28 protein-coding genes and 1 tRNA gene are annotated in these 25,254 nt (G+C 35.5%); 9 read left to right on the top strand and 20 right to left on the bottom strand.

Annotation, left to right across the window (positions count from 1 at the left end):
- Positions 1 to 9: 9 nt before the first annotated feature.
- The 4 genes from O0955_RS12835 to glmM form a co-directional block, all read right to left on the bottom strand.
- Positions 10 to 909 (bottom strand): MBL fold metallo-hydrolase, encoded by a 900-nt coding sequence (locus O0955_RS12835; protein WP_269427945.1) that lies wholly within the window; start codon positions 907 to 909, stop codon positions 10 to 12.
- Positions 910 to 989: 80 nt separating this feature from the next.
- Entirely contained in the window at positions 990 to 1,193 is a 204-nt protein-coding gene (locus O0955_RS12830; protein WP_269427944.1) for a hypothetical protein, read from the bottom strand.
- A gap of 753 nt (positions 1,194 to 1,946) precedes the next feature.
- A complete protein-coding gene (locus tag O0955_RS12825) occupies positions 1,947 to 3,095 on the bottom strand; it encodes a cysteine desulfurase family protein (RefSeq protein WP_269427943.1) in 1,149 nt (382 codons plus the stop codon).
- Between the two features lie 18 nt (positions 3,096 to 3,113).
- The gene (gene glmM / locus O0955_RS12820; RefSeq protein WP_269427942.1) at positions 3,114 to 4,496 is read right to left on the bottom strand and encodes a phosphoglucosamine mutase; all 1,383 of its coding nucleotides are present in this window, start codon (positions 4,494 to 4,496) and stop codon (positions 3,114 to 3,116) included.
- Between the two features lie 241 nt (positions 4,497 to 4,737).
- On the opposite strand from glmM, the gene O0955_RS12815 reads away from it, so the two are divergent.
- From O0955_RS12815 to O0955_RS12800, 4 genes are all read left to right on the top strand, one after another.
- On the top strand, positions 4,738 to 5,469 hold the full coding sequence (locus O0955_RS12815; protein WP_269427941.1) for a class I SAM-dependent methyltransferase: 732 nt from the start codon (positions 4,738 to 4,740) through the stop codon (positions 5,467 to 5,469).
- Entirely contained in the window at positions 5,466 to 6,029 is a 564-nt protein-coding gene (locus O0955_RS12810; protein WP_269427940.1) for a phosphatase PAP2 family protein, read from the top strand. Before O0955_RS12815 ends, O0955_RS12810 begins: the two co-directional genes overlap by 4 nt.
- Before the next feature lie 2 nt (positions 6,030 to 6,031).
- On the top strand, positions 6,032 to 6,754 hold the full coding sequence (locus O0955_RS12805; protein ID WP_269427939.1) for a ZIP family metal transporter: 723 nt from the start codon (positions 6,032 to 6,034) through the stop codon (positions 6,752 to 6,754).
- Between the two features lie 64 nt (positions 6,755 to 6,818).
- The gene (locus O0955_RS12800) at positions 6,819 to 7,418 is read left to right on the top strand and encodes a Uma2 family endonuclease (RefSeq protein ID WP_269427938.1); all 600 of its coding nucleotides are present in this window, start codon (positions 6,819 to 6,821) and stop codon (positions 7,416 to 7,418) included.
- Here O0955_RS12800 and O0955_RS12795 read toward each other — a convergent pair.
- From O0955_RS12795 to O0955_RS12760, 8 genes are all read right to left on the bottom strand, one after another.
- A complete protein-coding gene (locus O0955_RS12795; RefSeq protein WP_269427937.1) occupies positions 7,415 to 7,564 on the bottom strand; it encodes a C1orf53 family protein in 150 nt (49 codons plus the stop codon). The genes O0955_RS12800 and O0955_RS12795 overlap by 4 nt on opposite strands.
- Positions 7,565 to 7,625: 61 nt before the next feature.
- Positions 7,626 to 8,567 (bottom strand): exonuclease, encoded by a 942-nt coding sequence (locus O0955_RS12790; RefSeq protein ID WP_269427936.1) that lies wholly within the window; start codon positions 8,565 to 8,567, stop codon positions 7,626 to 7,628.
- Positions 8,567 to 9,166 carry a dephospho-CoA kinase gene (gene coaE, locus O0955_RS12785; RefSeq protein WP_269427935.1) on the bottom strand — a complete coding sequence of 200 codons (600 nt, stop codon included), beginning with the start codon at positions 9,164 to 9,166 and terminating at the stop codon, positions 8,567 to 8,569. Before coaE ends, O0955_RS12790 begins: the two co-directional genes overlap by 1 nt.
- Positions 9,166 to 10,113 carry a CdaR family protein gene (locus O0955_RS12780; protein WP_269427934.1) on the bottom strand — a complete coding sequence of 316 codons (948 nt, stop codon included), beginning with the start codon at positions 10,111 to 10,113 and terminating at the stop codon, positions 9,166 to 9,168. The genes coaE and O0955_RS12780 overlap by 1 nt, the downstream gene beginning before the upstream one ends.
- 171 nt (positions 10,114 to 10,284) lie before the next feature.
- Positions 10,285 to 10,614 carry a preprotein translocase subunit YajC gene (yajC, locus tag O0955_RS12775; protein ID WP_269427933.1) on the bottom strand — a complete coding sequence of 110 codons (330 nt, stop codon included), beginning with the start codon at positions 10,612 to 10,614 and terminating at the stop codon, positions 10,285 to 10,287.
- A 44-nt stretch (positions 10,615 to 10,658) separates the two neighbouring features.
- Positions 10,659 to 11,120, bottom strand: a complete 462-nt coding sequence (locus O0955_RS12770; RefSeq protein ID WP_269427932.1) for a DUF1573 domain-containing protein — start codon at positions 11,118 to 11,120, stop codon at positions 10,659 to 10,661.
- 14 nt (positions 11,121 to 11,134) lie between these two features.
- On the bottom strand, positions 11,135 to 12,085 hold the full coding sequence (nusB, locus tag O0955_RS12765) for a transcription antitermination factor NusB (RefSeq protein WP_269427931.1): 951 nt from the start codon (positions 12,083 to 12,085) through the stop codon (positions 11,135 to 11,137).
- Between the two features lie 43 nt (positions 12,086 to 12,128).
- Entirely contained in the window at positions 12,129 to 13,217 is a 1,089-nt protein-coding gene (locus O0955_RS12760; protein ID WP_269427930.1) for a Glu/Leu/Phe/Val family dehydrogenase, read from the bottom strand.
- A 237-nt stretch (positions 13,218 to 13,454) separates the two neighbouring features.
- Here O0955_RS12760 and O0955_RS12755 point away from each other — a divergent pair, with 237 nt between their 5' ends.
- From O0955_RS12755 to O0955_RS12745, 3 genes are all read left to right on the top strand, one after another.
- Complete coding sequence (locus O0955_RS12755) at positions 13,455 to 15,245, top strand: ABC transporter ATP-binding protein (RefSeq protein ID WP_269427929.1); 1,791 nt, start codon at positions 13,455 to 13,457, stop codon at positions 15,243 to 15,245.
- Between the two features lie 79 nt (positions 15,246 to 15,324).
- A complete protein-coding gene (locus O0955_RS12750; protein ID WP_131538137.1) occupies positions 15,325 to 15,648 on the top strand; it encodes a DUF3276 family protein in 324 nt (107 codons plus the stop codon).
- A 77-nt stretch (positions 15,649 to 15,725) separates the two neighbouring features.
- Complete coding sequence (locus O0955_RS12745; protein ID WP_269427928.1) at positions 15,726 to 16,640, top strand: serine hydrolase; 915 nt, start codon at positions 15,726 to 15,728, stop codon at positions 16,638 to 16,640.
- Between the two features lies 1 nt (position 16,641).
- On the opposite strand, the gene O0955_RS12740 is transcribed toward O0955_RS12745, so the two are convergent.
- The gene (locus tag O0955_RS12740) at positions 16,642 to 17,103 is read right to left on the bottom strand and encodes a hypothetical protein (protein WP_269427927.1); all 462 of its coding nucleotides are present in this window, start codon (positions 17,101 to 17,103) and stop codon (positions 16,642 to 16,644) included.
- Positions 17,104 to 17,257: 154 nt separating this feature from the next.
- Between O0955_RS12740 and ychF the strand changes: the two genes are divergently transcribed.
- A complete protein-coding gene (gene ychF / locus O0955_RS12735) occupies positions 17,258 to 18,358 on the top strand; it encodes a redox-regulated ATPase YchF (RefSeq protein WP_269427926.1) in 1,101 nt (366 codons plus the stop codon).
- 87 nt (positions 18,359 to 18,445) lie between these two features.
- Here ychF and O0955_RS12730 read toward each other — a convergent pair whose 3' ends face one another.
- The 3 genes from O0955_RS12730 to O0955_RS12720 all read right to left on the bottom strand — a co-directional run bounded on the left by O0955_RS12730 (position 18,446) and on the right by O0955_RS12720 (position 20,851).
- Positions 18,446 to 19,063, bottom strand: a complete 618-nt coding sequence (locus O0955_RS12730; RefSeq protein WP_269427925.1) for an HAD hydrolase-like protein — start codon at positions 19,061 to 19,063, stop codon at positions 18,446 to 18,448.
- 142 nt (positions 19,064 to 19,205) lie between these two features.
- Positions 19,206 to 20,582, bottom strand: a complete 1,377-nt coding sequence (gene mgtE, locus O0955_RS12725) for a magnesium transporter (protein ID WP_269427924.1) — start codon at positions 20,580 to 20,582, stop codon at positions 19,206 to 19,208.
- Positions 20,583 to 20,779: 197 nt separating this feature from the next.
- Positions 20,780 to 20,851 (bottom strand) — tRNA-Arg (locus O0955_RS12720).
- 265 nt (positions 20,852 to 21,116) lie between these two features.
- On the opposite strand from O0955_RS12720, the gene O0955_RS12715 reads away from it, so the two are divergent.
- On the top strand, positions 21,117 to 21,314 hold the full coding sequence (locus O0955_RS12715) for a hypothetical protein (RefSeq protein WP_269427923.1): 198 nt from the start codon (positions 21,117 to 21,119) through the stop codon (positions 21,312 to 21,314).
- Between the two features lie 88 nt (positions 21,315 to 21,402).
- Here O0955_RS12715 and O0955_RS12710 read toward each other — a convergent pair whose 3' ends face one another.
- The 4 genes from O0955_RS12710 to O0955_RS12695 form a co-directional block, all read right to left on the bottom strand.
- Positions 21,403 to 21,582, bottom strand: a complete 180-nt coding sequence (locus O0955_RS12710; RefSeq protein ID WP_269427922.1) for a histone H1 — start codon at positions 21,580 to 21,582, stop codon at positions 21,403 to 21,405.
- A 189-nt stretch (positions 21,583 to 21,771) separates the two neighbouring features.
- Positions 21,772 to 22,548: an exodeoxyribonuclease III gene (xth, locus tag O0955_RS12705; protein ID WP_269427921.1), complete on the bottom strand. Its 777-nt coding sequence runs from the start codon at positions 22,546 to 22,548 to the stop codon at positions 21,772 to 21,774.
- 278 nt (positions 22,549 to 22,826) lie between these two features.
- Positions 22,827 to 23,234: a response regulator gene (locus tag O0955_RS12700; RefSeq protein WP_269427920.1), complete on the bottom strand. Its 408-nt coding sequence runs from the start codon at positions 23,232 to 23,234 to the stop codon at positions 22,827 to 22,829.
- Positions 23,235 to 23,550: 316 nt separating this feature from the next.
- A complete protein-coding gene (locus O0955_RS12695) occupies positions 23,551 to 25,245 on the bottom strand; it encodes an alkaline phosphatase family protein (RefSeq protein ID WP_269427919.1) in 1,695 nt (564 codons plus the stop codon).
- Positions 25,246 to 25,254: the final 9 nt, after the last annotated feature.

The raw sequence follows: 25,254 nt of genomic DNA, 5'->3' as shown, positions 1-25,254 counted from the left end.
TATAAAACTTTAGGCTCCCTTCAATTCGTCATAAGCGGCTGTAAGACTTCTTTGTATGCCATCCCCTTTCCATTCAGGAGTACCTGGTATGGTCGTTGCTTTTAAAATATCTTCTTTGCTTTTTCCAGCTTTGATTTCTGCGCCTACAAATGTCAGCAAGCTTTGCAGATAATTTTGGTAAGCTTTTACATCTGCTTTGTTTCCGGTTACTTTTTCAGGATCAAGACTGTGTCCCCAAATGAATATGGTATCGTTATCAAACTGACTGGTTATTTTATCTAATGCTGCAATCCAGTTTCCAATGTGTGCGCCATTATCACGATCTATATAGGGAAATCTGCGGTTAAAAACCAAATCACCGACGTGCACAATATTTGCATTTTCAAAATGATAAACGGCATCGCCATTAGTATGGCCCGAACCATAATAGTATGCACTGATTTTCTCATCGCCAACTTTAGCTTTCCACCCGGTTCCAAAAGTAACATCAGGTAACAATTGCTGATCCAGATTATTAGCTTTTTCTGCTGCCTTTTTCTGATTAACTAATGAGTTTTGATGGGCTACAACCTTTTCTGCCAAACCTTTAAAAGCTATATTTCCAGCCGTATGATCTCCGTGATGATGAGTATTAATTAAATATTTAAATGGTTTTTCGCCAAGTTTTTTTAATTCTTCAATTACATGCGGAGCAGAAGCCGGAAATTGAGCATCAACAACAACAAAGCCATTTGAAGAATTCAACCAGCCAATAGTACCACCCTGCTCTGTAAATATGCCTACATTGTTGCGGATAGGCTTAAAATTATAAGCGCTTAATAAATTACTTTGGGCAAATGCATCTGTTTTATAAATGGATAGCAAAGCCATAGCCAATGCAGAATTTTTAATAAAATTTCTTCTTTCCATAACGGGATTAACTAAAAAACCACAGCGATTACTGTGGTTTAAATTTAATGATTTATTTTGAAATACAACCTTTCATTAATCTATATCTCGGATCCTGGTGTAGTTCCAGGTTCATGTCCGGGGCCAAATGAGTTATTTTTGCGGCCATCGTTTTTATTAAATAAATTGGTTGCGATTTTTGATGATTTATTCTGATCCAGGTTTTTATCTTTCCTTACACCTTCTGTTTTTTTATCCAACAAATCGTTCTGAACAACTTTGCCTTTTTCCTTATTTGTTTCCATAACTGTTATAATTGATGTATAAAGGGAACAAATGGTAAAAGTTTTTGTTTCTCAATCTTTAAACACACAGGTTTTGCCATCACTTATAAACAAGGGTAAATTATCTATAAATGTCTGCACAAAAATTACAAAGTCAAGGGCCTTTATTATTAAAAGACCTGCACATTTAGCAAAACAGCATTAAACGGCTTAAAAACCTGTTCCAGGGGTGGTTCCAGGTTCGTGTCCGCACCCAAAAGAGTGAAATCTTCTTTTGTGTATTTTACTAAAATGACTTGACGATTCGATTGAAAAAGAATTTAAGACAAAATTGTATACATGTCTTTTTTCAGCATTCGATTTTTCTGATTTTAACCCGGCATTTTCCGTGCCTTTGTTAAGATTGCTGTTGGTTTCCATAACGATAAGAGATTAAGATTTTATAATTAAATAAAATGTAAAGCAAATGTTTAATCCAATCTGGGGTATAGACCTATTAAAACTATTTCAAAAAATGAATCTTGCTTAACCTTATGCGTGGAGTATTACTAAGGTTTTTTCGGGGATGTGGCAAATATTTTGGCAGCTTAAAATCTACCTTTTTCTAATATTTACTTAAATATACTCTTTTTTATTTACTTATTTCAAAACTAAAAGAATAAAATTAACCTGTTCAAGTCAATAACCACATTAACGACTTAGCATTCAAAAAGCTGATTTACAAAAAAAGCCTTAACAAAATGTTAAGGCTTTCCTATTTGGTTATTGATATTTTTAGGCTAAAGCATTTTGCTTAACCACCATTTTAACTTTTTCTATCACATAATCCAGTTCTTCTTTAGTGGTGTATTTACTGAAAGAAAAACGTACCGAAGGGCGGTTTGGGTCTGCATTTATACCATTTAGTACATGAGAACCAATATTAGAGCCCGATGAACAAGCACTCCCGCCTGAGGCACAAATGCCATTGATATCTAAATTAAAAAGCAGCATATCGGCCATATCCATTTCTGGGAATGAAACATTTAAAACCGTATACAAACTTTTATCTGCATCTGTTTCGCCGTTAAAAGAAATCCCCGGAATTTCGGCAATAAGCTGTTCTTTTAAATAATCTTTTAAGCCCTGAATGTGGTTTTGATGTGCTTCCATATCTTCATAAGCCATTTCTAAAGCCTTGGCCAACCCAACAATTCCATATACATTTTCAGTGCCACCACGCATATTGCGCTCTTGTGCACCTCCATAAATCATTGGTGGGATTTTAATATTGCTATTTACATATAAAAAGCCAACGCCTTTGGGACCATGCAACTTATGCGCTGCACAAACAATAAAATGTGCTTTTAATTCGCGAACATTATGAGGATAGTGCCCCATCGTTTGCACGGTATCTGCGTGATAAATTGCATTATATTTTTCACAGATATCACCCACTTTTTGCATGTCCGTTAACGTACCTAACTCGTTATTGGCATGCATTAAAGAAACAAAAGTGCGTTCGTTATTTTGCAATAATTCTTCTAAATGCGCATAATCGACATTGCCTTTTTCATCAATATTAACAAAACTCAGTTTGTCAATCTGCCCATCCTTTAACATCATGTTTAAAGTATGTTCTACCGCATGATGCTCGATTTTAGAGGTAATGGCGTGTTTAATTCCATAAGCAGAAATGCCACATCTAATTGCGGTATTATCTGCTTCTGTACCACCTGAAGTAAAAAATATTTCAGATGGCGATGCGCCCAATAAGCCCGCAACAGTTTTACGTGCCTTCTCTACCAACGTTCTAACCTCACGCCCTAAAGCATGAATAGCAGACGGATTACCGAAGTAATTCTCCATTACGTTCGTCATTTCTGCAATCACTGCAGGATCAAGAGGCGTTGTTGCTGCATTATCTAAATAAACCCTTTTCATTTGTGTGTTTGTATGTGTTTAGTTCAAAATCTCTTTGATATCAGAGATTATTTTCTTCGCAAGGCTTTCGGCCACTGTTTCGTTTTCTGCCTCACTGTAAATACGGATAATCGGCTCTGTATTTGAACGGCGTAAATGAACCCATGTTTTATCAAACTCTATTTTCAAACCATCAATTGTGCTGTATGGCTGATTTTTATACTTTTCTTCTACCTGCTTTAATAAATGATCAATATCCATCTCCGGAGTAAGGGTAATTTTATTTTTGGAGATGAAATAACCCGGATAACTGTTTCTCAAAACCGAAATTGGCTTACCAAATTTAGCTAAATGTGTTAAAAACAAGGCAATTCCAACTAAAGCATCTCTTCCGTAGTGAGATTCAGGGTAAATAATACCACCATTACCTTCGCCACCGATAATTGCATTGGTTTCTTTCATTTTATTAACCACATTTACTTCTCCTACTGCAGAAGCATTATATGCTGCTCCAGCTTTCTCTGTCACATCGCGTAAGGCTCTGGTTGAAGAAAGGTTGGAAACTGTATTTCCTGGTGTATTTTGAAGCACATAATCTGCAACGGCCACTAATGTATATTCTTCGCCAAACATGCTGCCATCTTCATTTACAAAACATAAACGGTCAACATCCGGATCAACAACAATACCCAAATCGGCATTTTGTTTTTGAACTTCCTTAGAAATTACGGTTAAATTTTCAGGAAGTGGCTCGGGGTTATGCGGAAAATGTCCATCAGGAGTGCAATATAATTCTACAACCTCATTTACGCCTAAAGCTTTTAACAAAGCCGGAATAAAAATACCACCGGTAGAATTTACACAATCAATAACCACTTTAAAATTGGCTTTTTTAATTGCATCAACGTCAACCAGAGGCAAGGCTAAAACTTTATCAATATGCTTTTGCAGGTAAGTATCGTTTTTAATTACTTTACCTAATTTATCTACATCAGCAAAATCGAAATCTGCACTTTCCGCAAGATCCAAAACTTCTTTGCCATCTGCATCGCTGATGAACTCGCCATGGTTGTTTAACAATTTAAGCGCATTCCATTGTTTAGGGTTATGGCTCGCCGTTAAAATAATGCCGCCACCTGCATTTTCATCAGGAACAGCAACTTCTACAGTTGGTGTGGTAGATAAGCCTAAATCAATAACTTCAATACCTAAACCCTGAAGAGTTCCGATAACCAAATTATTAACCATTTCGCCTGATATACGGGCGTCACGACCTAATACTATTCTTTTATTATTTGTTTTTTGAACTACCCAACTACCAAACGCAGCTGTAAATTTCACAATATCAATAGGTGTTAAGCCATCTCCTGCTTGTCCACCAATGGTTCCTCTTATGCCTGAAATCGATTTTATTAAAGTCACTTATGTTTAGTTTTATATATGCCCAAAAATAAGAAAAAATTCAAGATTGTGTCTAAGTTTTGACATTGGTAATCGTTTAATTTACATTCACTTTATATCTGTTTATACGATGTATTTAGTAGATTAGGCTTAAAACGAAATTTAATTATGCAACAATATTGCATAAAATCGATCTTCAAAAGTTTCGTTGCCATTGCAAAACATTATATTTGCCTCTTTCAAAAAACAAATACGGCTTTTTATGCAGCGCAAGTGGTTTCAATATTGGTTTAATTCCCCTTATTATCATATTCTTTATCAACAGCGAAATGATGCCGAAGCCGAATTTTTTATTGATAATTTAACTTCTTTTTTAAATCCTGCTACAGATTCCAAAATGCTTGATATTGCCTGCGGCAAAGGAAGACACTCTATTTATCTGAATAAAAAAGGCTTTAATGTTACCGGAATTGATTTATCAGAGCAAAGCATAAAATATGCGAAGCAATTTGAAAATGAAAAACTTCATTTTCTGGTGCATGATATGCGCCGCTTATTCTACATTAATTATTTCGATATCGCTTTAAACCTGTTTACCAGCTTTGGCTATTTTGATACCGAAAAAGATCATGTAAATGCGCTTAAAACCTTTAGAAAAAGTTTAAATGCAAACGGAATATTAGTAGTCGACTATTTTAACACAGAAAAAATAATCAGGAACTTAAATTCTAACGAAACCAAAGTCCTGGATCATATCACTTTTAATATTGATAAAAAAGTTGTTGATGGAAAAATTATCAAGAAGATTAATTTTGAGGACAACCACAAAACTTACAATTTTGAAGAGCGTGTACAAGCTTTTAGTTTACAGGATTTTGAAAGAATGTTAACAAAGGCAGGCATGGTGATCGCAAAAACCTTCGGTAGTTATGCACTCGAAGATTATAATAAAGAAAATTCTGACCGGTTAATTTTAATTTGTAAAAAAGCATGATAGAAAGCATTCAGCAGTTTGATGCAGAGTTGTTTTTGAAAATTCACCGTGGACTTTCCAATGGATTTTTCGACTGGCTGATGCCTTTAATGCGGAACCGTTTTTTTTGGGCACCACTCTATTTGTTTATTATTATTTTTTGCATTAAACAGTATAAAAAACAAGGCTATTACATCATCGGTATGATACTTTTTACCTTTGCCATGGGTGATTTAATTGCTTCGAGATTAATAAAGCCTTTTGTAGCCAGATTAAGGCCTTGTAATGATCCTTCACTAGCTAATGATATTATCCATCGCGTTCCTTGTGGAAGCGGACTAAGTTTTCCCTCAGCGCATGCAACCAATCATTTTGCCATTGCCATTTTCTTAATTTGCCTATTTTACAGCAGATGGAAACCCATTTTACCCATTGGTTTATTCTGGGCTTTTATCATAAGCTTTGCGCAGGTTTACGTGGGTGTGCATTATCCGGTAGATGTAACGGCAGGGGCATTACTGGGAACGCTGATTGGATTTATTTGTTCAAGAATATTTAAAAAACTTCAACCCGATTTTTAAAAATGGAAGTCTGGAAAATTTGCGTACTCTTCTTCTGTGCTTTTTTAGGCGGATCGGCTATATTTTTAGTTAAAAGCGATAAATCTAAGTTTCTTAAGCTTATTTTATCTTTTAGCGGGGCTTATTTATTTGCCATTACCGTTTTACATTTAATTCCTGATGCCTACAGTGGCCCTGACCGCTGGCAGATTGGAATCTTTATCTTAATTGGCTTTCTATTACAAGTTTTTCTTGAGCAGTTTTCTGAAGGTGTAGAACATGGACATATTCACAAACATCATGATGGACATGCTTTCCCTTATGGAATTATGATTAGCTTATGTTTACATGCTTTTTTAGAGGGAATGCCTTTGGCTAAAGATCAGCACAATGAATTAATTTTTGGAATCTCTTTACACCACATCCCTGCTGCATTTGCACTGGCCAGCATTTTAATGCAAAATCACTTTAAAAAGGGAAGCATTATGGTTTACCTTGTCATATTTGCGATAATGGCTCCGCTGGGCTTTTATGTAAGCATGGGACTAAGCAATGGAACTATTGGCGGTGTAGAGGCTTATTTTAACAAAATAATGGGTATTGTAATTGGTATCTTTTTACATATTTCTACCACTATTTTATTCGAATCCAGCGCTGATCATAAAATAAATATTCGTAAAATGATTGCCGTGTTGCTGGGAATTGGTGTTGCCCTTATTGGTTTTTTCCTAGGGCATTCACATTAATAAACTTCTTTTCTGTTGGCAACTTAGTTATGATAGCCCATTTAGTTTCATTAATTTAGCTTGTATGGAAAACGAAGTTAATGAGCCTGCTGTAGATTACCTAAAACAAAAATATTCGGTTGCTGAATATCTTAAAAAGGAAGATTCATCTGACGAAAAGCATGAATATTTTGAAGGTGAGATTTTTGCCATGGCCGGAGCAAGTGATACCCATAACGAAATTTTCACTAATCTTTTTGTTGAAATAGGTATAAAATTAAAAGGCAAATCCTGCCGCCCATATGGCAGCGACAAGCGAATGCAAATTCCGGAAAACACATTATTTACCTATCCGGATATTTCAATTTATTGTAACGATTTGGTACACAGCAAGGATGATAAAAATACCTCTATCCTGCCTGCTGTAATCATAGAAATTTTATCTTCCTCAACTAAAACTTACGACAGAGGGAATAAATTTAAGTTTTACAGAGACATCCCGTCACTGAAAGAGTATATCCTGGTTGATTCTGAATCGGTATTAATTGAAGCGTTTTACATTAATGAGAAACAGAACTGGGAATTAAAGGAGTACAAAAATATAGATCAGACTTTAAAATTTAATTCTTTGGGTTTCGAAATTCCTTTAGCAGAGATTTACAATAAGGTTTCTATTAAAGATTAAGACGACTTCTTTTCCTTTTTCTTTCCGTAACCCCAGGGGCAATGTTTACACTTATTTTTACAGCAATACCCTCTTTTTAAATGGTAAACTTCTGTAAAAACCATTAAGCCTTCTTCGTTAAAATAAAAGTCTTCTCCTTCTTTCATTTTTCAATTGTTAAAACGATTGATCGCCGGATTTTAAACATGCTCAAAACTCAGTTGTTCATTAGTTTAAAATTTTAACCTCCAGTTTTCCTGCAAAATGTTGTTTTAATTGCTTTCCATCGCCATGTAAAGTCCAAACTTCTTTGGGTTGTACTTTTTCTATGGTTTCCAATATGGCATCCCAATCTGCATGATCAGATATATAAAGTGAAATTCCATTTTGCTGCTGAAGGTTTTTCCAGCCTGAAGCAAATGCCCTGACTACATTTACCGCTTTAAAATAACTATGAAAAACCATTGGTGGTACAATATAAACCTGATGCTGGGTATTTTGCTTCATCACTTTCCGATCGTAAACCTGGTATTTCCCGGGTTTCATGCCATGCTCTTCATAAATTTTAACAAAAGGCATAATGCTATGGTGTACCAGTATATTTTTATCAGGACAATATTGGTTAATCAACTGAATAATACGCTGGCTTTTTCCTAACGCATAAGCACCAAGCATAATATTAGCGTTTGTAGCATTTAGCTTGTTAATTTCTCCTGCTGCTTCAGGATGTTTGGTTTCCGGATCGGCGAAAGTACTTTCTGTAATTAAAACATCTGCCTGTATAAATTCAAAAGGCTCACAGGTGATATCAGGCTCAATCTTATAGTCACCCGTATAAAGGTATTTAACGCCTTTATATTCCATCATTACCTGTGCAGAACCCAATATATGGCCTGCAGGGTAAAAAGTAATGGTTACCTCTTTTAATTTAAAGGATTGATGGTAACTTTTAATATGAAAATCGCCTGCAGCAAATTTACGGTAGCGATGTTTCATAAATGCAGTTGTAGCTCCCGTACAATAAACATTTTGATTCCCACCTACCGCATGATCGCCATGCGCATGAGAAATTACGGCTTCTTTAACCGGTTGCTGAGGATCAAGATAAAAATCTCCATACACACAATACAATCCCATTGAGGTAATTGTAATAAAATCTTCCAGTATCATTATCTTTTACTTACCTCTAAAAATTTCTTATGTAATGCCAAAACCTGTTCAATAATTCCATGTTCTTCATCGTTTATTATAAAATGATTGGCCATTTCTTTCTTTTTCTCATCATTAAACTGCTTATCCATTCTGGCTTTTACTTGTTCAGCAGAAACGTTATCCCGTAGCATCACCCTGTTTAGCTTAACTTCCAATGGTGCAGTAACCAAAATATTGGTATCACACATTTTATAAGAGCCACTCTCAAATAATAAGGCAGCTTCCTTTAAAGTATAGGGCACAGCAGGATCAATTTGCTTTTCCCAATGATCAAATGCCCTGAAAACTGCTGGATGAACCAGTGCATTTAACTTTGCCAGCTCCATTTCATTATTAAATACAATAGCCGCAATATGTTTATTATTTAATTTGCCATCTTCAAAATAGCTCTCCTTTCCGAAAGTACTTTTTATACCCTCTATCAGTAAAGCATCTTCCACTATAATTTCTTTGGCAACGGTATCTGCATAAAAAACGGGGATACCCAATACTTCAAAAACTTTGCATACGGTTGTTTTACCGCTGCCTATTCCGCCTGTTATACCAACTTTATACATTATTTTTCGACTACGAAATCTATTTTAGATGGAGAAATGTTAATTAGTTTACAATAATCCGGGAATTCGGTAATCTTCACCGTAAATTGATTATGATGCAGGTTTGACCATTCATCGGCATCAACACTTGCCTGAATAAAACTTTCATCAACCTGCTCATAATTACTTAGAGCCACCAAAAAGGTAACTTTTATTTTTTTCGGATAAAGCTTAATGCTATTATAATTGCGGTTATTAATAATCTTTAAAGGAACTTCTATTGTCTTTTCTGTAAATTCATCTACCGGTAATTTAACTTCTACAGTCGATGGGAAAATACTCACATTTTTGTGCGTACTGTGTTGCATGGGCACCCTAACCGTTGCATTGTTTTGCAAATTGCTCAGTTTTAAGGTATCTGTTGACCATTCTGTAATTTTATCCAACTCCTCAATCGGGCCGGTTACGGTAACGTATTTTGGATTGAGCAATATGTCACTGGAAATTCCGTATTGTTTGGTAAAATCAATCTTCTTAATCAATTTAATTGCCACTCTTTTAACGGTTCTTTTAGTAAAGTCAAAGTATAACGTATCTGGTTTTACCGAAATAACCTTTTGTGAACTTTCCAGTTGCTTATTAATGTTGTACAACTGATCAGAGAACACAATAAACTCTTTTGAGTTTAATTGATTTAAACTTACAGCAATAGATTGCGGATTAATTCTTAAACGGGCAAATAAAAGCTGCCAGCCAGTGCCTTCTACCTGTAAATCGACTGTATCAGACTGCAAAGGATGAAAGGCCCGTTTTTGTGGGAAATTTTTGTAAATCAATACCGTTTTAGCTGTATACACATATTTGTTGTTTAACGCCATAAAAAGCCATGCCGCAACCGCCAGTACCAGGCAAGCCAGTAAGCTAAAAACACGTCTTTTTTCTATTTGGGTTAACTTAATAAAGGGCATATGCTATGAAAATGGATGATAGAGGCTTTTAATGCTCAACCATGCAACAATTTAGCCAAATGTAGTAAAATTTTAAAAGAGGAAGGTGCTGAGCTTCCAATCACACCAGAATAATTTATAACAAAAAAGGCCATCTGAAATTCAGATGGCCTTTTGTAAGCGTATATAAAATTAAGCTTTAGGGCCTAAATCTTTTGGAGCTACAGCTTTAGTTGCATCTAAAGATACTGCAGTTTTATCAAAACGGATTTTAACGCCACCCTCTACTTCAATTAAGAAAGTTGTTTCGTTCATGTCAACAATGCGACCATGAATACCAGCAGTAGTTACAATTTTATCTCCTTTTTTCAATTCTTCAACCAATTTTTTATGGTCTTTAGCTTTTTTAACCTGCGGACGGATCATGAAGAAGTAAAAAACTACCATGATTAATACCATTGGCACAATAGTACTTAGCATATTGCTACCACCTGCGGCCTGTAAAATTACTGTTGATGTCATTTCTTATTTATTTGTGTTGTTTAAATTTTATCTTTTGGGCTTAGCTATTTCTTTGCTAAAACCTCTCCTACCAAATGTACAGTGCTCACGTTAGGGTTAGCATTAGAAGTAACCGTAACGATTTTATCTTGCATTCCGAATTTACCTTCACTGTTAAAAACAACCTTAATAACCCCTTCTTTACCCGGCAAAATTGGTTCTTTTGGCGACTCAGGAATAGTACAACCGCATGTGGCAGTGGCATTTGTAATAATTAAGGGACTTTTACCTGTGTTTTTAAATTTAAAATCGTGCTGAACTTTTTCTCCCTGCTGAATTTTCTCAAAATCATAAATTTCACGATCAAAAGAAATCACAGCTGCATCAGCCGGCGCTATTTTCGAAGCGGTTTTAGAAGTATCGTTACCAATAGATACGCCGGTTGATTCTTCTTTTGTTTGATTATTTGCATTGTGGCAGGCTGTAAATGATAATGCTGCAATAGCCAGGATAAATATTTTTTTCATTATCTAAATATCTTTTATTCTTCAATTAAACCTCGGCCAATCTTTTTAATGGTATTGGTTTTCTTCAGATCGCTTAAAATTTTGTCCAAAATACCGTTAATAAATGAATTACTTTTCGGCGTACTGTAATCTTTTGATAATTCAAGGTATTCGTTAATCGTTACTTTTACCGGAATTGAAGTAAAATTAAGCAGTTCGCAAATTGCCATCTTCATTAAAATGGTATCCATTAAAGCAATACGCTCAGATTCCCAGTTTTTGGTACGATCAGCAATCATTTCCTGATATTTCTCATCATTTTGCAAAGTGTAAAGGAATAAATCCTGAACAAATTTGCTATCCTCAATCCAATCTGCACTAATTTCGGTCAGTTTGTTTTTAAAAGGATCCTCCGAAGTGAAATTCTTTAACGTTTTTGCTACCATACCTTTCATCACTTCATGATCAACCTGCCAGTTGATAAATTTCTCTTCAAAAACCTGGATAATCGCCTGATTTTTTAAAAGAATTTTTCTGAAAATAAATTTGATGATGTCCTTTGATGATTCTAAACTTTCGTTTGGATCAGCAAGGTATTCTGCATATTCTTTTGAAGCTTTTAATGAATTGTAAACGGTTTTACGGATTTCAGGATCGAAACCCCAGTCTACTTTATATTTTTTAACCGCCGAAATGTATTCAGGATTTTGCTGCATTAAAACACTGAACTTGTTGTGCAGTAGTTTTAAGTTTGGATTAATATCGTCAGCTGTTTTAATATGCTTATTGGCCCGTTCAGCAGCATCGTTTGCTGTAAACTCTGTAACTTCTACCAATAAGGAAAGCATCCATATATACATTTCGTATACGCTGTCGATACTTTGCATCAGGGTTTTTAAGTAGCCTCTGATGTCTTTTTTTTCTGTCATGTGCCAAGCAAAAATATTTTGCAAAGCTTTGATTCTTAGGTGCCTTCTATTTAACATGAATGTAAGAACGAATATGGTTTTTTAGACCTTTTATAATTATTTAATATGATGATTTAATTTTTTTAATGTCTTCAATCCGCTTTTCGGCGATGCGGTTTGCAGCTGTAATGGTTGAAATTTTTTCTGTTTTACTTAATTTAATTACATTTCTGGTTGCTTCATAAATATTTTCTGTAAGCTGTACAGTTCTTTTTTTACCAAAACCTGTTAACTCAGAATAACATGCAATTAATCCTCCGGCATTAATTAAATAATCAGGAGCAAATAAAATTCCCTTATTTAAAAGCAATTCGCCATCGGCAAGTTCATCTTTTAACTGATTGTTTGCCGAGCCTGCAATAATTGCAAATTTCATTTTCTCAATCGTTTTGTTGTTTACGGTTGCGCCCATTGCACAAGGGGCATATACATCCGCATCGATGCCGAAAATTTTATCCGCCTCAATTGGTTTCGCTTTATATTTACGAGCAACGTAAGTAAGTTGTTCCTGGTTAATATCGCTAATTAGTACTTCGGCATTTTCTTTTCTCAGCAAAGCTACTAAATGCTCTCCTACATTACCAATTCCCTGTACTACAATTGTTCTTCCGGCCAGCATATCCGTACCAAAAACTTCTTTAACACTGGCTTTGATACCCAAATACACACCCTGAGCCGTAAACGGAGCAGGATTTCCGGCGCCACCAATTGATTCAGGTACACCGGTAACATAATTGGTTTCCATCCGAATGTACTCCATATCGCGGGTATTGGTGCCCATCTCCTCAGCAGTAATAAACTCTCCGTTCAGGTTTTTAATAAACCTGCCGTAGCTGCGCATTAAAGTTTCGGTTTTGTCTTTTCTGGAATCTCCAATAATGACCCCTTTACCACCACCTAAATTTAATCCGGTAATGGCCGATTTATAAGTCATACCACGAGATAAACGAAGGGCATCTTCTAAGGCTTCTCCTTCTGTAGCATAACTCCACATACGGGTTCCGCCTAATGCAGGACCTAATGTAGTATCATGAATAGCTATAATGGCTTTTAAACCCGTGTCTGCATCGTTACAGAAAACCAATTTCTTATGTCCATAGACACTTAACTGATCTAAAATTGAAGTTTCGGATGAAGAATTCGCTGGCATAATTTACGTAGAGCTAACCTGCTGCAAAATTAAAATAAAAAACCATTATTACACGCTTTTCGCTAAACTATAACAAAATTACTTTAATGTTTTAATTAATCCCATTCATTTCAACCTATTTATAAAATAAAAAGAATACAGGTCAAATGCTGTTATTTTATAAACTATTGTAAACTTTTAGACTTTTTTTCAACTGGTTTCGTAAATGCTTCGAGGTTTTATCTAAGTTTGCTTTACATGAAACATCTTCGTCATTTAAATAAGTATTTCTATAAATATAAATGGTGGATTATTCCGGGAATTATTTTCGTTGTTATTTCTAACATCTTCGGTGTAATTCCGGCCCAGGTTATTGGTTATGCCTTTGATTTGATTACTGAAAACATTCAAATCTATATGCTTTTTAACGGATTTAACCGTCAGCAAATTATTTATGATATTTTCAGCAACAGCCTGCTGTATTTCGGCTTATTGGTTATAGCACTCTATTTACTTAGAGGTTTATTTTTATTCTTTATGCGTCAAACCATTATTCTAATGTCGAGACATATAGAATTTGACATGAAGAATGATATTTATAACCATTACCAGGAATTGAGTTTGGGTTTTTACCGCCGCAACAATACCGGCGATTTGATGGCTCGTGCAACAGAAGATGTAAACCGGGTACGAATGTATGTTGGTCCGGCCATTATGTACACGGCCAATACGCTGGTTTTATCGGTATTGATAATTTACTCCATGTTTGATGTAAATACCAGACTAGCCATTTATTGCCTTGCCCCTTTGCCCCTTTTGGTGATTATTATATATTATGTAAACACGGTTATATTTAAAAAAAGCGGTAAAATACAAGAAAGGCTTTCTGAACTTTCCAGTTTTGTACAGGAGCGTTTCTCAGGCATCAGGATTATCAAATCGTATGTTCGGGAGGATTACACACGTACGATGTTTGAAATTCAAAGTAACGAGTATAAAAAAGATTCGATGAGCCTGGTTAAGGTTTCGGCATTATTTTACCCAACAATGCTTTTACTTATCGGATTAAGCACTATTTTAACCATTTACATCGGAGGAATCCAAGTGATGAATGGCAGTATTACCGCCGGAAATATTGCTGAGTTCATTATTTACATCAATCAGCTTACTTTTCCGGTAACCATGCTGGGCTGGGTAACTTCTCTTATTCAAAGGGCCGCGGCATCACAAAAAAGAATTAATGAGTTTTTAGAAATCTCTTCAGATATTCAATCTACCAATGAAACCGAACGGGAAATTAATGGAAACATCGTTTTTAAAAAGGTAAACTTTACTTATCCCGATACTGGAATACAGGCTTTAAAGGATGTAAGTTTTGAAATTAACAGTGGCGAATTTGTTGCTATTATTGGCAAAACAGGCTCAGGAAAATCCACATTAGCCAATTTAATTATGAGGATGTACGATGTGGAGCAAGGCGAAATTGATATAGATGGCAGCAATATAAAAGGTCTGAATTTAAAAAACTACCGTAGCCAGATTGGTTTTGTACCACAGGAAGTTTTCCTTTTTTCGGATACCATTAAAAATAATATTGCTTTCGGTTTAGATCAGACAACAGATGAAGAAGTACACCTTGCTGCAAAAAATGCTTCGGTTTACAGTAACATTATGGATTTTGAAGAGCGGTTTGAAACTATGCTCGGCGAACGTGGAATTACCCTGTCAGGTGGGCAAAAACAACGTGTATCTATAGCCAGAGCACTAATTAAATCGCCTAAAATTTTAATATTTGATGATTGCCTTTCGGCTGTTGATACCAAAACAGAAGAGGAAATTTTGCAAAATTTAGGTAAAATTATGCATGGAAAGACCAGTATTCTTATTGCACACCGGATATCAACAATTAAAAATGCAGATAAAATCCTGGTATTAGATAACGGCAGCATTATAGAACAAGGCACACATAATGAACTACTTAACCTGAATGGGACTTATACCGAACTGTATAACAATCAACTTTTGGAAGAAGAAAGCCGCAGTATTTAATTTATGTTAAATTCTGTTTTGAACTTTAAATATTTGCTTTATATTTACCGAAACCAAAAAACCAACATCAATACCAACCATGGGAGAATTTGACAACAAAGAGAGAGAAGAAGTTTTTTCAAAGAAAGTAAGAGCAGGTAAAAGAACTTATTTTTTCGACGTGAAGGCTACTCGTTCAGGTGATTATTACTTAACAGTTACCGAGAGCAAGAAAAGATTAGAAGACGGTGTATTTGTAAAACATAAAATCTTTTTGTACAAAGAGGATTTCGAAAAATTTGCAGAAGGTCTTAATGAAACGGTTGATTACATCAAAACTCACCAGGATGTTGTTGAAAAACGTTATGAGTACTCTGAAAACGGAGAACACTCCACAAAATCATCAGATGATTTTTCTTTTTAAGTAATATATTTACAATACAAAAGCCTTTGTTTAATTACAAAGGCTTTTTTTATGAATTTATTTTAAACAATCTGCTCATGAAAAAGATAATTCCTTCCCTGCTTTTGTGTTTATCCATTTTTACCTTATCAGCTCAGGAAAAAGTAGACCAAAAACTGCAATTAAAATTAAATGAAATTGTTAAAGGGTTTCAGGGCGATGTAGGAATTTATGTTAAAAACCTTAAAACGGGAAAAACTGCAAGTATAAATGCCGACGGCATTTTCCCCACGGCCAGCATGATTAAAGTACCCATTACTTGCGGAATTTTTAATAAAATAGAAAAAGGCGAATTAGATTATCATTCCAAATTAACCTATTGCGATAGCTTGCTATATGCTGGTGAGGACATTTTAGGCTCGTTTAAGGATGGCGAAAAAATAGAACTTGGAAAAGTATTAATGCTCATGATTACGACAAGCGATAATACCGCAAGTTTATGGAGCCAGTTAATGGCCGGAACCGGAACGGCTATTAATGAGGTCATGGCCAATAATGGAATGCAATTTACAAGAGTAAATTCGCGTACGCCTGGGCGCAGAGAAAACCAGTTAAAATATGGCTGGGGACAAACCACACCAAGAGAAATGGCTACTTTGCTAACTTTAATCAGGGATGGAAAGATGATTAATCCTGCAGCTTCTGAACGTATTTATAGAAATCTAATCCGCATTTACTGGGATACAGAAGCTTTATCGCAGATTCCACCAACCGTACAGGTTGCCTCTAAATCAGGCGCCGTAGATGCTGCACGATCTGAAGTTGTACTTGTAAATGCACCGCATGGCGATTATGTTTTTTGCATTACCACTAAAAACCAAAAGGATACTTCATGGAATTACAGCAACGAAGGCTGGGCAATGATCAGAAACCTGAGTAAAACTTTATGGAATTATTACGAGCCCAACTATAACTGGAAACAACCAGAAGGTATGCAAAAATACTTTAAGTAGATTAGCGTATGGCCATACTTGCACCAGCCAAAAAGATCAGGCCAAAATAACCTACAATAACAACAATAGTAATAATACCCCAGAATTTAAAAAGTGATTTAAGGTTTAGTGTAGCGGCATTTAAACTTTCCTGATCGCCATATAAAACCCCTTGCTGCCCTCTTCCAGCTATCCTGAACAATAGTAAGCTTGGATAAAAATAGAACAAACCCATTAAAAGATAAACAATTGTAATGATGGTACTGCCACTTTTTGCCAGCGGGCCTAACTGTGCGAGCATAGCTGGATTACTGGATAAAAAAGCACCAATACCAAAAGAACCAATAATTAGAAAAGCAGCAAACACAAAACCTACAATGGATAAAAATCTTGCCCATTTTGTCAATTCGTAAATATAGCTGCGCATTTCTTCGCTCACTATTAGTTTTACTTCCTGAGGCACTTGCTGATCTAATTCTTCCATCTTTCTATTGATTTTGGGTTAAACTTAGATAAAATATAGATTTGATGCAAATGCATAAGTTTTATTAAAGGTTTTAAAAGCTTATCTTTGCCGACTTTTAAGGGAGAAATACAACCTTCCTAACTTGATACTAAAGACTTAAGATTATAAATAAATGGCATTACAATGTGGTATAGTAGGTTTACCTAATGTTGGTAAATCAACTCTTTTTAATTGTTTATCTAACGCAAAAGCACAAGCTGCAAACTTCCCGTTTTGTACTATAGAACCTAATATTGGTGTAATTACAGTACCAGATGATAGATTGACCAAACTTGCTGAACTGGTTAAGCCAAATAAGGTACAGCCAAATACAATTGAAATTGTAGATATTGCCGGTTTAGTTAAAGGCGCATCAAAAGGTGAAGGTTTAGGTAATCAGTTTTTAGGAAATATCCGTGCTACAAATGCCATTATCCACGTTTTACGTTGCTTTGATGATGGAAACGTGATCCACGTTGATGGTTCTGTTGATCCGATCAGAGACAGAGAAATTATTGATACAGAGTTGCAGCTTAAAGATTTGGATACTGTTGAAAAACGCATTCAAAAGGTAGAGAAAATGGCTAAAACCGGTGGCGATAAAGATGCTAAACGTACTTATGAGATTTTAACGGTTGTTAAAAAGCATTTGGAAAGTGGCAAATCGATCCGTACCGCACCTCTTGAGCAAGACGACTTTGATTTTATTGAAGATTTAGGGTTATTAACTCAAAAACCTGTAATGTATGTTTGTAACGTTGATGAGGCTTCGGTAATAACTGGTAATAAATATGTTGATTTAGTTAAAGCGAATGTTGCAGACGAAAAAGCAGAGGTTTTAGTTATTTCGGCAAAAATCGAATCTGAAATTGCCGAATTGGAAAGTTATGAAGAACGTCAGGAGTTTTTAGCAGATTTAGGCTTAACAGAATCAGGTGTAAACAAATTAATTCGTGCAGCCTATAAATTATTAAACCTTTATACCTACTTTACTGCTGGTGTACAAGAAGTTAGAGCATGGACAATTACTAAGGGATTTACAGCACCACAGGCAGCTGGTGTAATTCATACAGATTTTGAAAAAGGCTTTATCCGTGCTGAGGTAATTAAATACAATGATTTTGTAACCTTAGGTTCTGAAAATGCTTGCAAAGAAGCCGGTAAATTAGGTGTTGAAGGAAAAACTTATATCGTTGAAGATGGTGATATTATGCACTTCAGGTTTAACGTATAACGAATAAATAGTAACAAAAAAAGCTGCCTCAAAAAGGCAGCTTTTTTTGTTAAAATCCAATTCCATGCCTTGTAATAATCTTATTATTTAGGCTTCTAATCCAAATTCAGCCAGTTTTTGTCTGGTCGTTTCGTAATCGGTATGGCAAATTCCAGTCAGGCCTAATCCTTCAGCAATTTGCACAAATAACATTCTGTCGTCTATATAAATACTGGTTTCTATATCGCTTTGAGAAATATCAATTGCCACTTTAAAAATGTCTGCATCGGGTTTTCTGAAATGCACAAAACTTGAAGAAATAAAGAAATCAATAAATTCGTTTAGTTTAAAAGTATTGATCCTGTATTGATTAAGCTCGCGACCTTCATTGCTGATTACAGCGACTTTTAAGTTGTACTTCTTTTTTAAATCGCAAATCAGCTTAATCATATCGTTATATGGCAACGATTTTTTAAACATAAAGTCTTTAAAATCATCCGGACTAAAATTACGGTCTTCGTAAAAAACAAGGCGATCCAGATATTCATCTAATGTTATTTTGCCAACTTCGTAGGTATCAAAAGTAAGGTGGTGACGTTCTTCCACTTCGACAGAATCCAGGTTAAACCTTATAGCGGCCTCGGCTCTTGCCTGCCTGTCCCACCCATTGGTTAGCAAAACACCGCCAATATCTGTAAAGAGCGTTGTTATTTTATTTTTATCCATTGTTTAATTCCTTGTTTTTTTACTGATTTAGAATCAGAATAATTGAGTTTAATTTTGGTTTAAACTCCATAACAAGCTAGGCATTAATTTGGAAAAAGAATGTCATCAAATTATTAAATATTCGACAATCCAGACTTAAATTTTAGAGCAATACACCTTTTAGAATAAGCACCGCCACCGTAAAATAAATTACAATACCGGTAACATCCACCATTGTGGCCACAAATGGCGCCGAAGAAGTAGCGGGATCGAGTTTAAGCTTCTTCATAATAATGGGCATCATTGAGCCAATTAAACTCCCCCAAAGCACAATGCCGATTAAGGTAAAAAATATAGTTGTTGCAATTAAAAACCAATGCTGGCCATAATCGTATAAATGAAGTTTTTGCCAGGTAATAATGCGTACAAAACCAATGCTTCCTAAAATAATTCCAAGTAAGGCACCTGATACAAGCTCACGGCGCATCACCCGCCACCAGCCTGAAATCGTGACTTCGCCCAGTGCCATGGCCTGAATAATTAATGTAGAGGCCTGAGAGCCACTGTTCCCTCCGCTACTCATAATCAAGGGGATAAACAACGATAATACTACGGCTTTTTCCAGCTCTATCTCAAAGTGTTGCATGGCCGTAGCGGTAAGCATTTCACCTAAAAATAAAACCACCAACCAGCCGGCACGTTTTTTAACCAGTTTTAAAATAGGAATATCCAGGTAAGGCTCATCTAAAGCCTCTGTACCCCCTATTTTGTGCATATCCTCGGTATATTCTTCGTTGGCAATCCATAAAATATCATCAACAGTTACAATACCAAGCAAAATATTGCTTTCATCAACCACAGGCAGCGCCACACGGTTATTCATCCTGAAAATATTAATGGCATCTTCCTGAGGATCGTTCGCTTTTAAAGCAATGAAACGTTTATCGGTAAGTTCACCAATAATGGCTTCCGGATCGGCTAACAAAACTTCACGAATCCTGATGTCATCAAGCAAAACACCTTCCTTATCGATCACATAGACTACATCAATGGTTTCCGAGTTTTTCCCATAACGCCTGATGTGAGCCAAAACCCTGGAAATAGACCATTCAGGCTTAACAGCGATATAATCAGGCGTCATTAAACGTCCGATACTATCTTCTTTATAACCCAGAAGTGCCAATGATTCTTTACGTTCTTCAGGAGGCAAAAGCGTAATCATTTTCTTTACCACATCCCCCTTCAGTTCACTAAATAAGGCTGTACGATCATCCGGCGGAAGATCTTTTATAATCTGATTAAGTTTATTGCCCGAAAGTTTTTTGATAATTCTTTCCTGTGTAGGAAAATCAAGGATACGGAAAACATTTACCGCCCGGTTTAAAGAAAGGGTTTCAATAAATTTAGCGGCATGCTGTGGAAGTTCATCTATCAGTTGTTCAACATCTGATATATTTAACTGGTCGAGATATTGCTTTAAGCCCTTATCGTTCTCTTTTTCAAGTAGTTCTCTAATCTCATCTACAACCAATTCTTCCATAACAAAAAACTAAAATAATTACATGCCTAAACCTTTATTTAACGGTTTGCAAATGTGCGTTTTTATTTTTAAAAAAGCCAACTTAAAGCAATAATGAAACATTAAATTAACCTGATGGAAAAGAGATTTTTAGTATTTAAATAAGGAGAGTCAAAATTAAAAAAGCCACCTAATTAATCATTAAGTGGCTTAAATTGTGCTCCCGACGAGATTCGAACTCATATCGATGGTACCGGAAACCATAATTCTATCCATTGAACTACGGGAGCATTTTCTTTAGCCTGCAAAAATAGAAGAAAAACCTGTATAAAACGCATTAATTATCACGTTTTTTTAGCTTTACAAATATCCTGCAGGATTTCGTTAATTTAACAAATGTTGTTGGCTCAATATAACGTAGTTACAGGGAAAAAGGTTTACATCAAATTTAATAAAGAGTCATGTTAAAAAATTAAACCGTTGATCTGCAAATAGCTTAATCCATACACAACAGGTTTAATAAAAAATTAATATCAGAGTATTTACCTTTGCACCATGACACAAAGTAACATCCAAAAATTATTAAACAATAAAATAGAAGCACTGCATACCGAACTCGAAAATGCACAGTCAGAACTTAAAAAATGGCAGGAAATATCGGCAGATTACGAGGCTAATCCAGAAAAATTTGATTTGCTGGCCACACTTTTAGTTAGCGAACAAACGGAAACAAAGAAAGCCAGAAAAAAATAATTAAAAGTTCTTTTTCAAAACAGCATTAACAACAAAGCCCCGACCAAATTGGACGGGGCTTTATTATTTTCCCAAAACGCTATAGAAATTATTTTCCGCTGTTTTTCTTTTCAGTTACTTCAGCTCTGATTTCCTGAGCCAAAACTTTTAAATCTTGCATTGCTTTACGTACACGAGTACCAGCTGCTGCATTTCCACCATCATAAAATTTAGTCGCATCAGCTTCTACTGCAGAAACCAACTCTTTAACTTTTTGAAACTTGTCCATTTTATTTATTTTAAATTTTTAAATTGATTCATTCCTCATTACAAAAAACGAGCCGCGAAATTAATAAATGTAATTAAACCCGCAAATCCTTATCCAAATATAGAATACTATTTGGCTACCGGTAGCTTCCTACGGAAACAAAATCGATACAAAACAAGCTAAAAACTACATATTGACCTTAAAACACCTCTATTGATCTGACAATTCGATCCAAACCGGGCCATGATCACTTGTTTTTTCCCAACCACGTACTTCACGGTCAACTCCTGCGGCCAAAAGGCGGTTACTAAGCTTCGGACTAAGCAGAAAATGATCAATACGTAATCCCGCATCGCGACCATAAGCATTACGGAAGTAGTCCCAAAAAGTATAAATTTTCTCTGTTGGATAGAGCTTTCTTATTGCATCGGTCCACCCTTGTCCGACTAAACTATTAAAAGATTCTCTAACTTCCGGACGAAACAGCGCATCTTCAACCCAGCGTTCCGGCTTATAAACATCATGCTCAGTGGGAATTACGTTAAAATCTCCGGCAAGTACAACTGGTAAATCACGTTCTAAAAGTTGTGCAGCATGAATTTTCAATCTTTCCAGCCAGGCCATTTTATAATCCAATTTTGGCCCTGGTGCCGGATTTCCATTGGGTAAATATAAACAGCCTATTATTACATTATTAACAACGGCTTCAATATAGCGGCTGTGTAAATCCTCTTCATCACCGGGCAAACCTCTGGTTAGTTCCTTAATTTCCACATTTCGGGCAAGAATTGCCACACCGTTCCAACTTTTTTGTCCGTGCCAAATGGCATTATAACCTGCATCTTTTATAGCTTGTTCAGGAAATTTTTCTTGCGGCGCTTTTAATTCCTGTAAACAAACAACATCCGGAGTCGTTTCTTCCAGCCAGCGCAGGAGCACCGGAAGTCTTCCGTTTACACCGTTAACATTATAGGTAGCGATTTTCATTACAATGATTTTTTAATAAAATAAAGCTATGCTTTTAATCGATTAGTTACATCAATAAATAACTTTTTCAATTACATTTTGCTTTAAATAAATTAAAAATTAATCCAATTGTTATGAATCAAACCTGATTAATTCATAAAATCTTCATACAAATTGCCCAGTTTTGTTTCCTGAGAGCGTTAATTTAGATTGGGGACGGGGTTTAATTACTTCGTCTCCTTTTTTGTGACAAATTTCAAGTATTTGATACTTTAGAATAAGGAACTTAAGATTTATAATTAAAGAGTAGCAGCATATTCGTATTGCAGAAACTGTGTAGTTATTCCAGCTAAATCCATTTTACTTACTGGTTTTGATATACAACCGCTGATCCCGAGGTTAAAATATTTTCCGACTTCCAACCCTTGCAATTCATCAGTAAGCACAACAATTGGAACATTGATATTTTTGTCTTTTAACATTTTAATGGCATAGAGTTCATTTAAATCGTTTAAATGAATATCCAATAAAATCAGTTTGAATTTATTTTTCTTCAATAATTCGCAGGCATCTTCTATACTTTCCGCGACATTAAATTCTATTTCAGCATCAAATAAATACGCTGAAATTAATTTTTCGGTTTCCTGACTTTCGGAAATCAGTAACACATTGTCGGGTCTGTTATTTAAAATCATTTTCTCACTCATTTTCAGTTCTCAATTGCTCCGTATAAATTTGAACCTATTATTGAACGCTTAAATTTGAAATATACTTAAACGCCTTTTGATCACCCGGTCAAATAATGTCTGTAATAAATTTATGTATAACCATTATCAATTAATTTAAAGCAACCAAAATGAACGAAATGAATAAATAAAAGGCTCTGAAATATTGATGTTATACGATTATAAATGATACCCGGTTCAGTATTTTATAACGAAAAAGGATGCCCGTGAGCATCCTTTTTTGAGAGAGATATTTAAGCGTTCAACAGACAGCATCTGTTTTAACTAAATGATTGATTTATTTTAAAAATTCTACTTCAAATTGATTTAGAACCGGATTTCCATCAATTCCAAATTCAGGCAAAATTGGAATTTTCAGCCAATACATTGCTGCTGCTGTAATAGTTGCCGGAGTTACAATAATAGATTTACCGGTAGCATTTGCATCAGGTGTTACCGAAGCAGGCACATCAATACCCAATCCTTTCCAGGTAAAACCACCATTTAAAAACATATCATAACCTCCAGGTGCTGCATTTGTAGCCAAGCCTTCTCCACCTTCATTAATTGGCCAGTAACCCGTAACATTAGCATAATTAGGGTGTTTAGTTATATCTTTTAAGGCAATGTTTGCTTTAATGGTTGCAGCATCTAAGGCTGTATTAAAATAAATCAGGTCTGCTCCGTGGAAATTTAAAGCACCACCTCCGTTATCAACATTTTTATATCCCAATGTTAGTTTTTCGGTAGTAGCCAAACTTTTGGTGTTTGAAATATTAGCTGTTGCGTTTAAATTCCCATCAGTATAGGTACTCACTGTTCTGGTAGTAGCATTAACGGTTTTTACTGTCATAGTTAACGTGTGCCATTGCAAATCACCGATAGCGCCCCCGTTAATCTGAGTTTTTCCAGTACCTCCATTTCCAGTTCCACCCAAAACAGCTGCCCAATTACTTCCGGTCTCCATAAATAACCACCCGGTCATTTTTGATAAATCTAAATTTGATCCTTTGGATAAGAAGCCTGGATACGAAGTAAGCGAGTTGAACTTTACCTGCATTTGAACGGTAAAATCTTTACTTGAACCCGAATCGTATAAACCGTTATCATTCGGAACTGAAGCATTAATACTCGTATTATTAAATAGAACAGTATTAAAACCGGATTTTTTGACTTCCTGTCCTTTAAAATTTTTATTCGAAAGCACTATAAAACCAGGTTTTGAATCTGCTTCGCTACCCCCATGGTTAGTGGTTACAATTACCAGCCAGTCTTCAGCTGCATAATTTTTTCTCGCTTTTAATGCTGTTAAAATATTACCGACATATTCATCAGATTTTAAAATTGCTGCTTTGTAGCCTGCATTAGATGCCGTAAAACTACCAGCTAAGCCTGCTGTTTGCACATCTTTAAAATTAACGATAACTGCTCCTAAGCTGTTACTTGTATTAAGTAAATTAATTGTCGAATCTTTTACAGCAATATCGGTTGAAACATTCGGAGCATAATCGGCCTGTTTCATATAACCTCTAAGCTGAGACCAAGGTGTAACAAAGGCTGTCTTTATGCTTTTATATTGCATTACATAATCCAGTACATTACGATAATAAACCACTGCACCATGTTCATCATCAGCAGGCGGGCGACGAAACGTAACATCATCTTTAATCTGATGTTTACTGTAACTTGTTCCGGTAAGCATAGATACCCATGAACTTGCATCGGTGGTTACTGCACCACGCAATACATTATAGGTGTATTTCCCCGTTTTTGCTAAATCTGTAATTATCGGCGGAGCAATGGTATTCAATTCCGACCCCGTCACCCCATCAATGCTAATCACCAGAACTTTTCTTTGGATCACCCTGTCACTATTGTCAAGTTCTTCGAAAACGGGTGGTGGATTATCATATTTTTTACAACCAACAATGGTTAATCCAACGCAAAGTATTGCAAAGGATAATACTTTGATGTTTTTGCTTATGTTGTTCATTTTTAATTC

It is taken from the genome of Pedobacter punctiformis, from assembly GCF_027213715.1.
Taxonomy (GTDB): Bacteria; Bacteroidota; Bacteroidia; order Sphingobacteriales; family Sphingobacteriaceae; genus Pedobacter; species Pedobacter punctiformis.
This window is presented reverse-complemented; position numbering and strand designations above follow the sequence as displayed.

What these genes read in the sequence shown, in the direction of transcription:
- ychF (WP_269427926.1), top strand. Translation starts at nt 17,258, where the DNA reads ATGGCATTACAATGTGGTATAGTAGGTTTACCTAATGTTGGTAAATCA.
- yajC (WP_269427933.1), bottom strand. Translation starts at nt 10,614, where the DNA reads ATGACATCAACAGTAATTTTACAGGCCGCAGGTGGTAGCAATATGCTA.
- O0955_RS12745 (WP_269427928.1), top strand. Translation starts at nt 15,726, where the DNA reads ATGAAAAAGATAATTCCTTCCCTGCTTTTGTGTTTATCCATTTTTACC.
- O0955_RS12770 (WP_269427932.1), bottom strand. Translation starts at nt 11,120, where the DNA reads ATGAAAAAAATATTTATCCTGGCTATTGCAGCATTATCATTTACAGCC.
- O0955_RS12780 (WP_269427934.1), bottom strand. Translation starts at nt 10,113, where the DNA reads ATGCCCTTTATTAAGTTAACCCAAATAGAAAAAAGACGTGTTTTTAGC.
- O0955_RS12800 (WP_269427938.1), top strand. Translation starts at nt 6,819, where the DNA reads ATGGAAAACGAAGTTAATGAGCCTGCTGTAGATTACCTAAAACAAAAA.
- O0955_RS12760 (WP_269427930.1), bottom strand. Translation starts at nt 13,217, where the DNA reads ATGCCAGCGAATTCTTCATCCGAAACTTCAATTTTAGATCAGTTAAGT.
- O0955_RS12700 (WP_269427920.1), bottom strand. Translation starts at nt 23,234, where the DNA reads ATGAGTGAGAAAATGATTTTAAATAACAGACCCGACAATGTGTTACTG.
- O0955_RS12825 (WP_269427943.1), bottom strand. Translation starts at nt 3,095, where the DNA reads ATGAAAAGGGTTTATTTAGATAATGCAGCAACAACGCCTCTTGATCCT.
- xth (WP_269427921.1), bottom strand. Translation starts at nt 22,548, where the DNA reads ATGAAAATCGCTACCTATAATGTTAACGGTGTAAACGGAAGACTTCCG.
- O0955_RS12795 (WP_269427937.1), bottom strand. Translation starts at nt 7,564, where the DNA reads ATGAAAGAAGGAGAAGACTTTTATTTTAACGAAGAAGGCTTAATGGTT.
- O0955_RS12810 (WP_269427940.1), top strand. Translation starts at nt 5,466, where the DNA reads ATGATAGAAAGCATTCAGCAGTTTGATGCAGAGTTGTTTTTGAAAATT.
- O0955_RS12835 (WP_269427945.1), bottom strand. Translation starts at nt 909, where the DNA reads ATGGAAAGAAGAAATTTTATTAAAAATTCTGCATTGGCTATGGCTTTG.
- O0955_RS12715 (WP_269427923.1), top strand. Translation starts at nt 21,117, where the DNA reads ATGACACAAAGTAACATCCAAAAATTATTAAACAATAAAATAGAAGCA.
- O0955_RS12740 (WP_269427927.1), bottom strand. Translation starts at nt 17,103, where the DNA reads ATGGAAGAATTAGATCAGCAAGTGCCTCAGGAAGTAAAACTAATAGTG.
- O0955_RS12750 (WP_131538137.1), top strand. Translation starts at nt 15,325, where the DNA reads ATGGGAGAATTTGACAACAAAGAGAGAGAAGAAGTTTTTTCAAAGAAA.
- O0955_RS12790 (WP_269427936.1), bottom strand. Translation starts at nt 8,567, where the DNA reads ATGATACTGGAAGATTTTATTACAATTACCTCAATGGGATTGTATTGT.
- O0955_RS12815 (WP_269427941.1), top strand. Translation starts at nt 4,738, where the DNA reads ATGCAGCGCAAGTGGTTTCAATATTGGTTTAATTCCCCTTATTATCAT.
- O0955_RS12755 (WP_269427929.1), top strand. Translation starts at nt 13,455, where the DNA reads ATGAAACATCTTCGTCATTTAAATAAGTATTTCTATAAATATAAATGG.
- O0955_RS12830 (WP_269427944.1), bottom strand. Translation starts at nt 1,193, where the DNA reads ATGGAAACAAATAAGGAAAAAGGCAAAGTTGTTCAGAACGATTTGTTG.
- O0955_RS12805 (WP_269427939.1), top strand. Translation starts at nt 6,032, where the DNA reads ATGGAAGTCTGGAAAATTTGCGTACTCTTCTTCTGTGCTTTTTTAGGC.
- O0955_RS12710 (WP_269427922.1), bottom strand. Translation starts at nt 21,582, where the DNA reads ATGGACAAGTTTCAAAAAGTTAAAGAGTTGGTTTCTGCAGTAGAAGCT.
- nusB (WP_269427931.1), bottom strand. Translation starts at nt 12,085, where the DNA reads ATGTTAAATAGAAGGCACCTAAGAATCAAAGCTTTGCAAAATATTTTT.
- mgtE (WP_269427924.1), bottom strand. Translation starts at nt 20,582, where the DNA reads ATGGAAGAATTGGTTGTAGATGAGATTAGAGAACTACTTGAAAAAGAG.
- O0955_RS12730 (WP_269427925.1), bottom strand. Translation starts at nt 19,063, where the DNA reads ATGGATAAAAATAAAATAACAACGCTCTTTACAGATATTGGCGGTGTT.
- O0955_RS12695 (WP_269427919.1), bottom strand. Translation starts at nt 25,245, where the DNA reads ATGAACAACATAAGCAAAAACATCAAAGTATTATCCTTTGCAATACTT.
- coaE (WP_269427935.1), bottom strand. Translation starts at nt 9,166, where the DNA reads ATGTATAAAGTTGGTATAACAGGCGGAATAGGCAGCGGTAAAACAACC.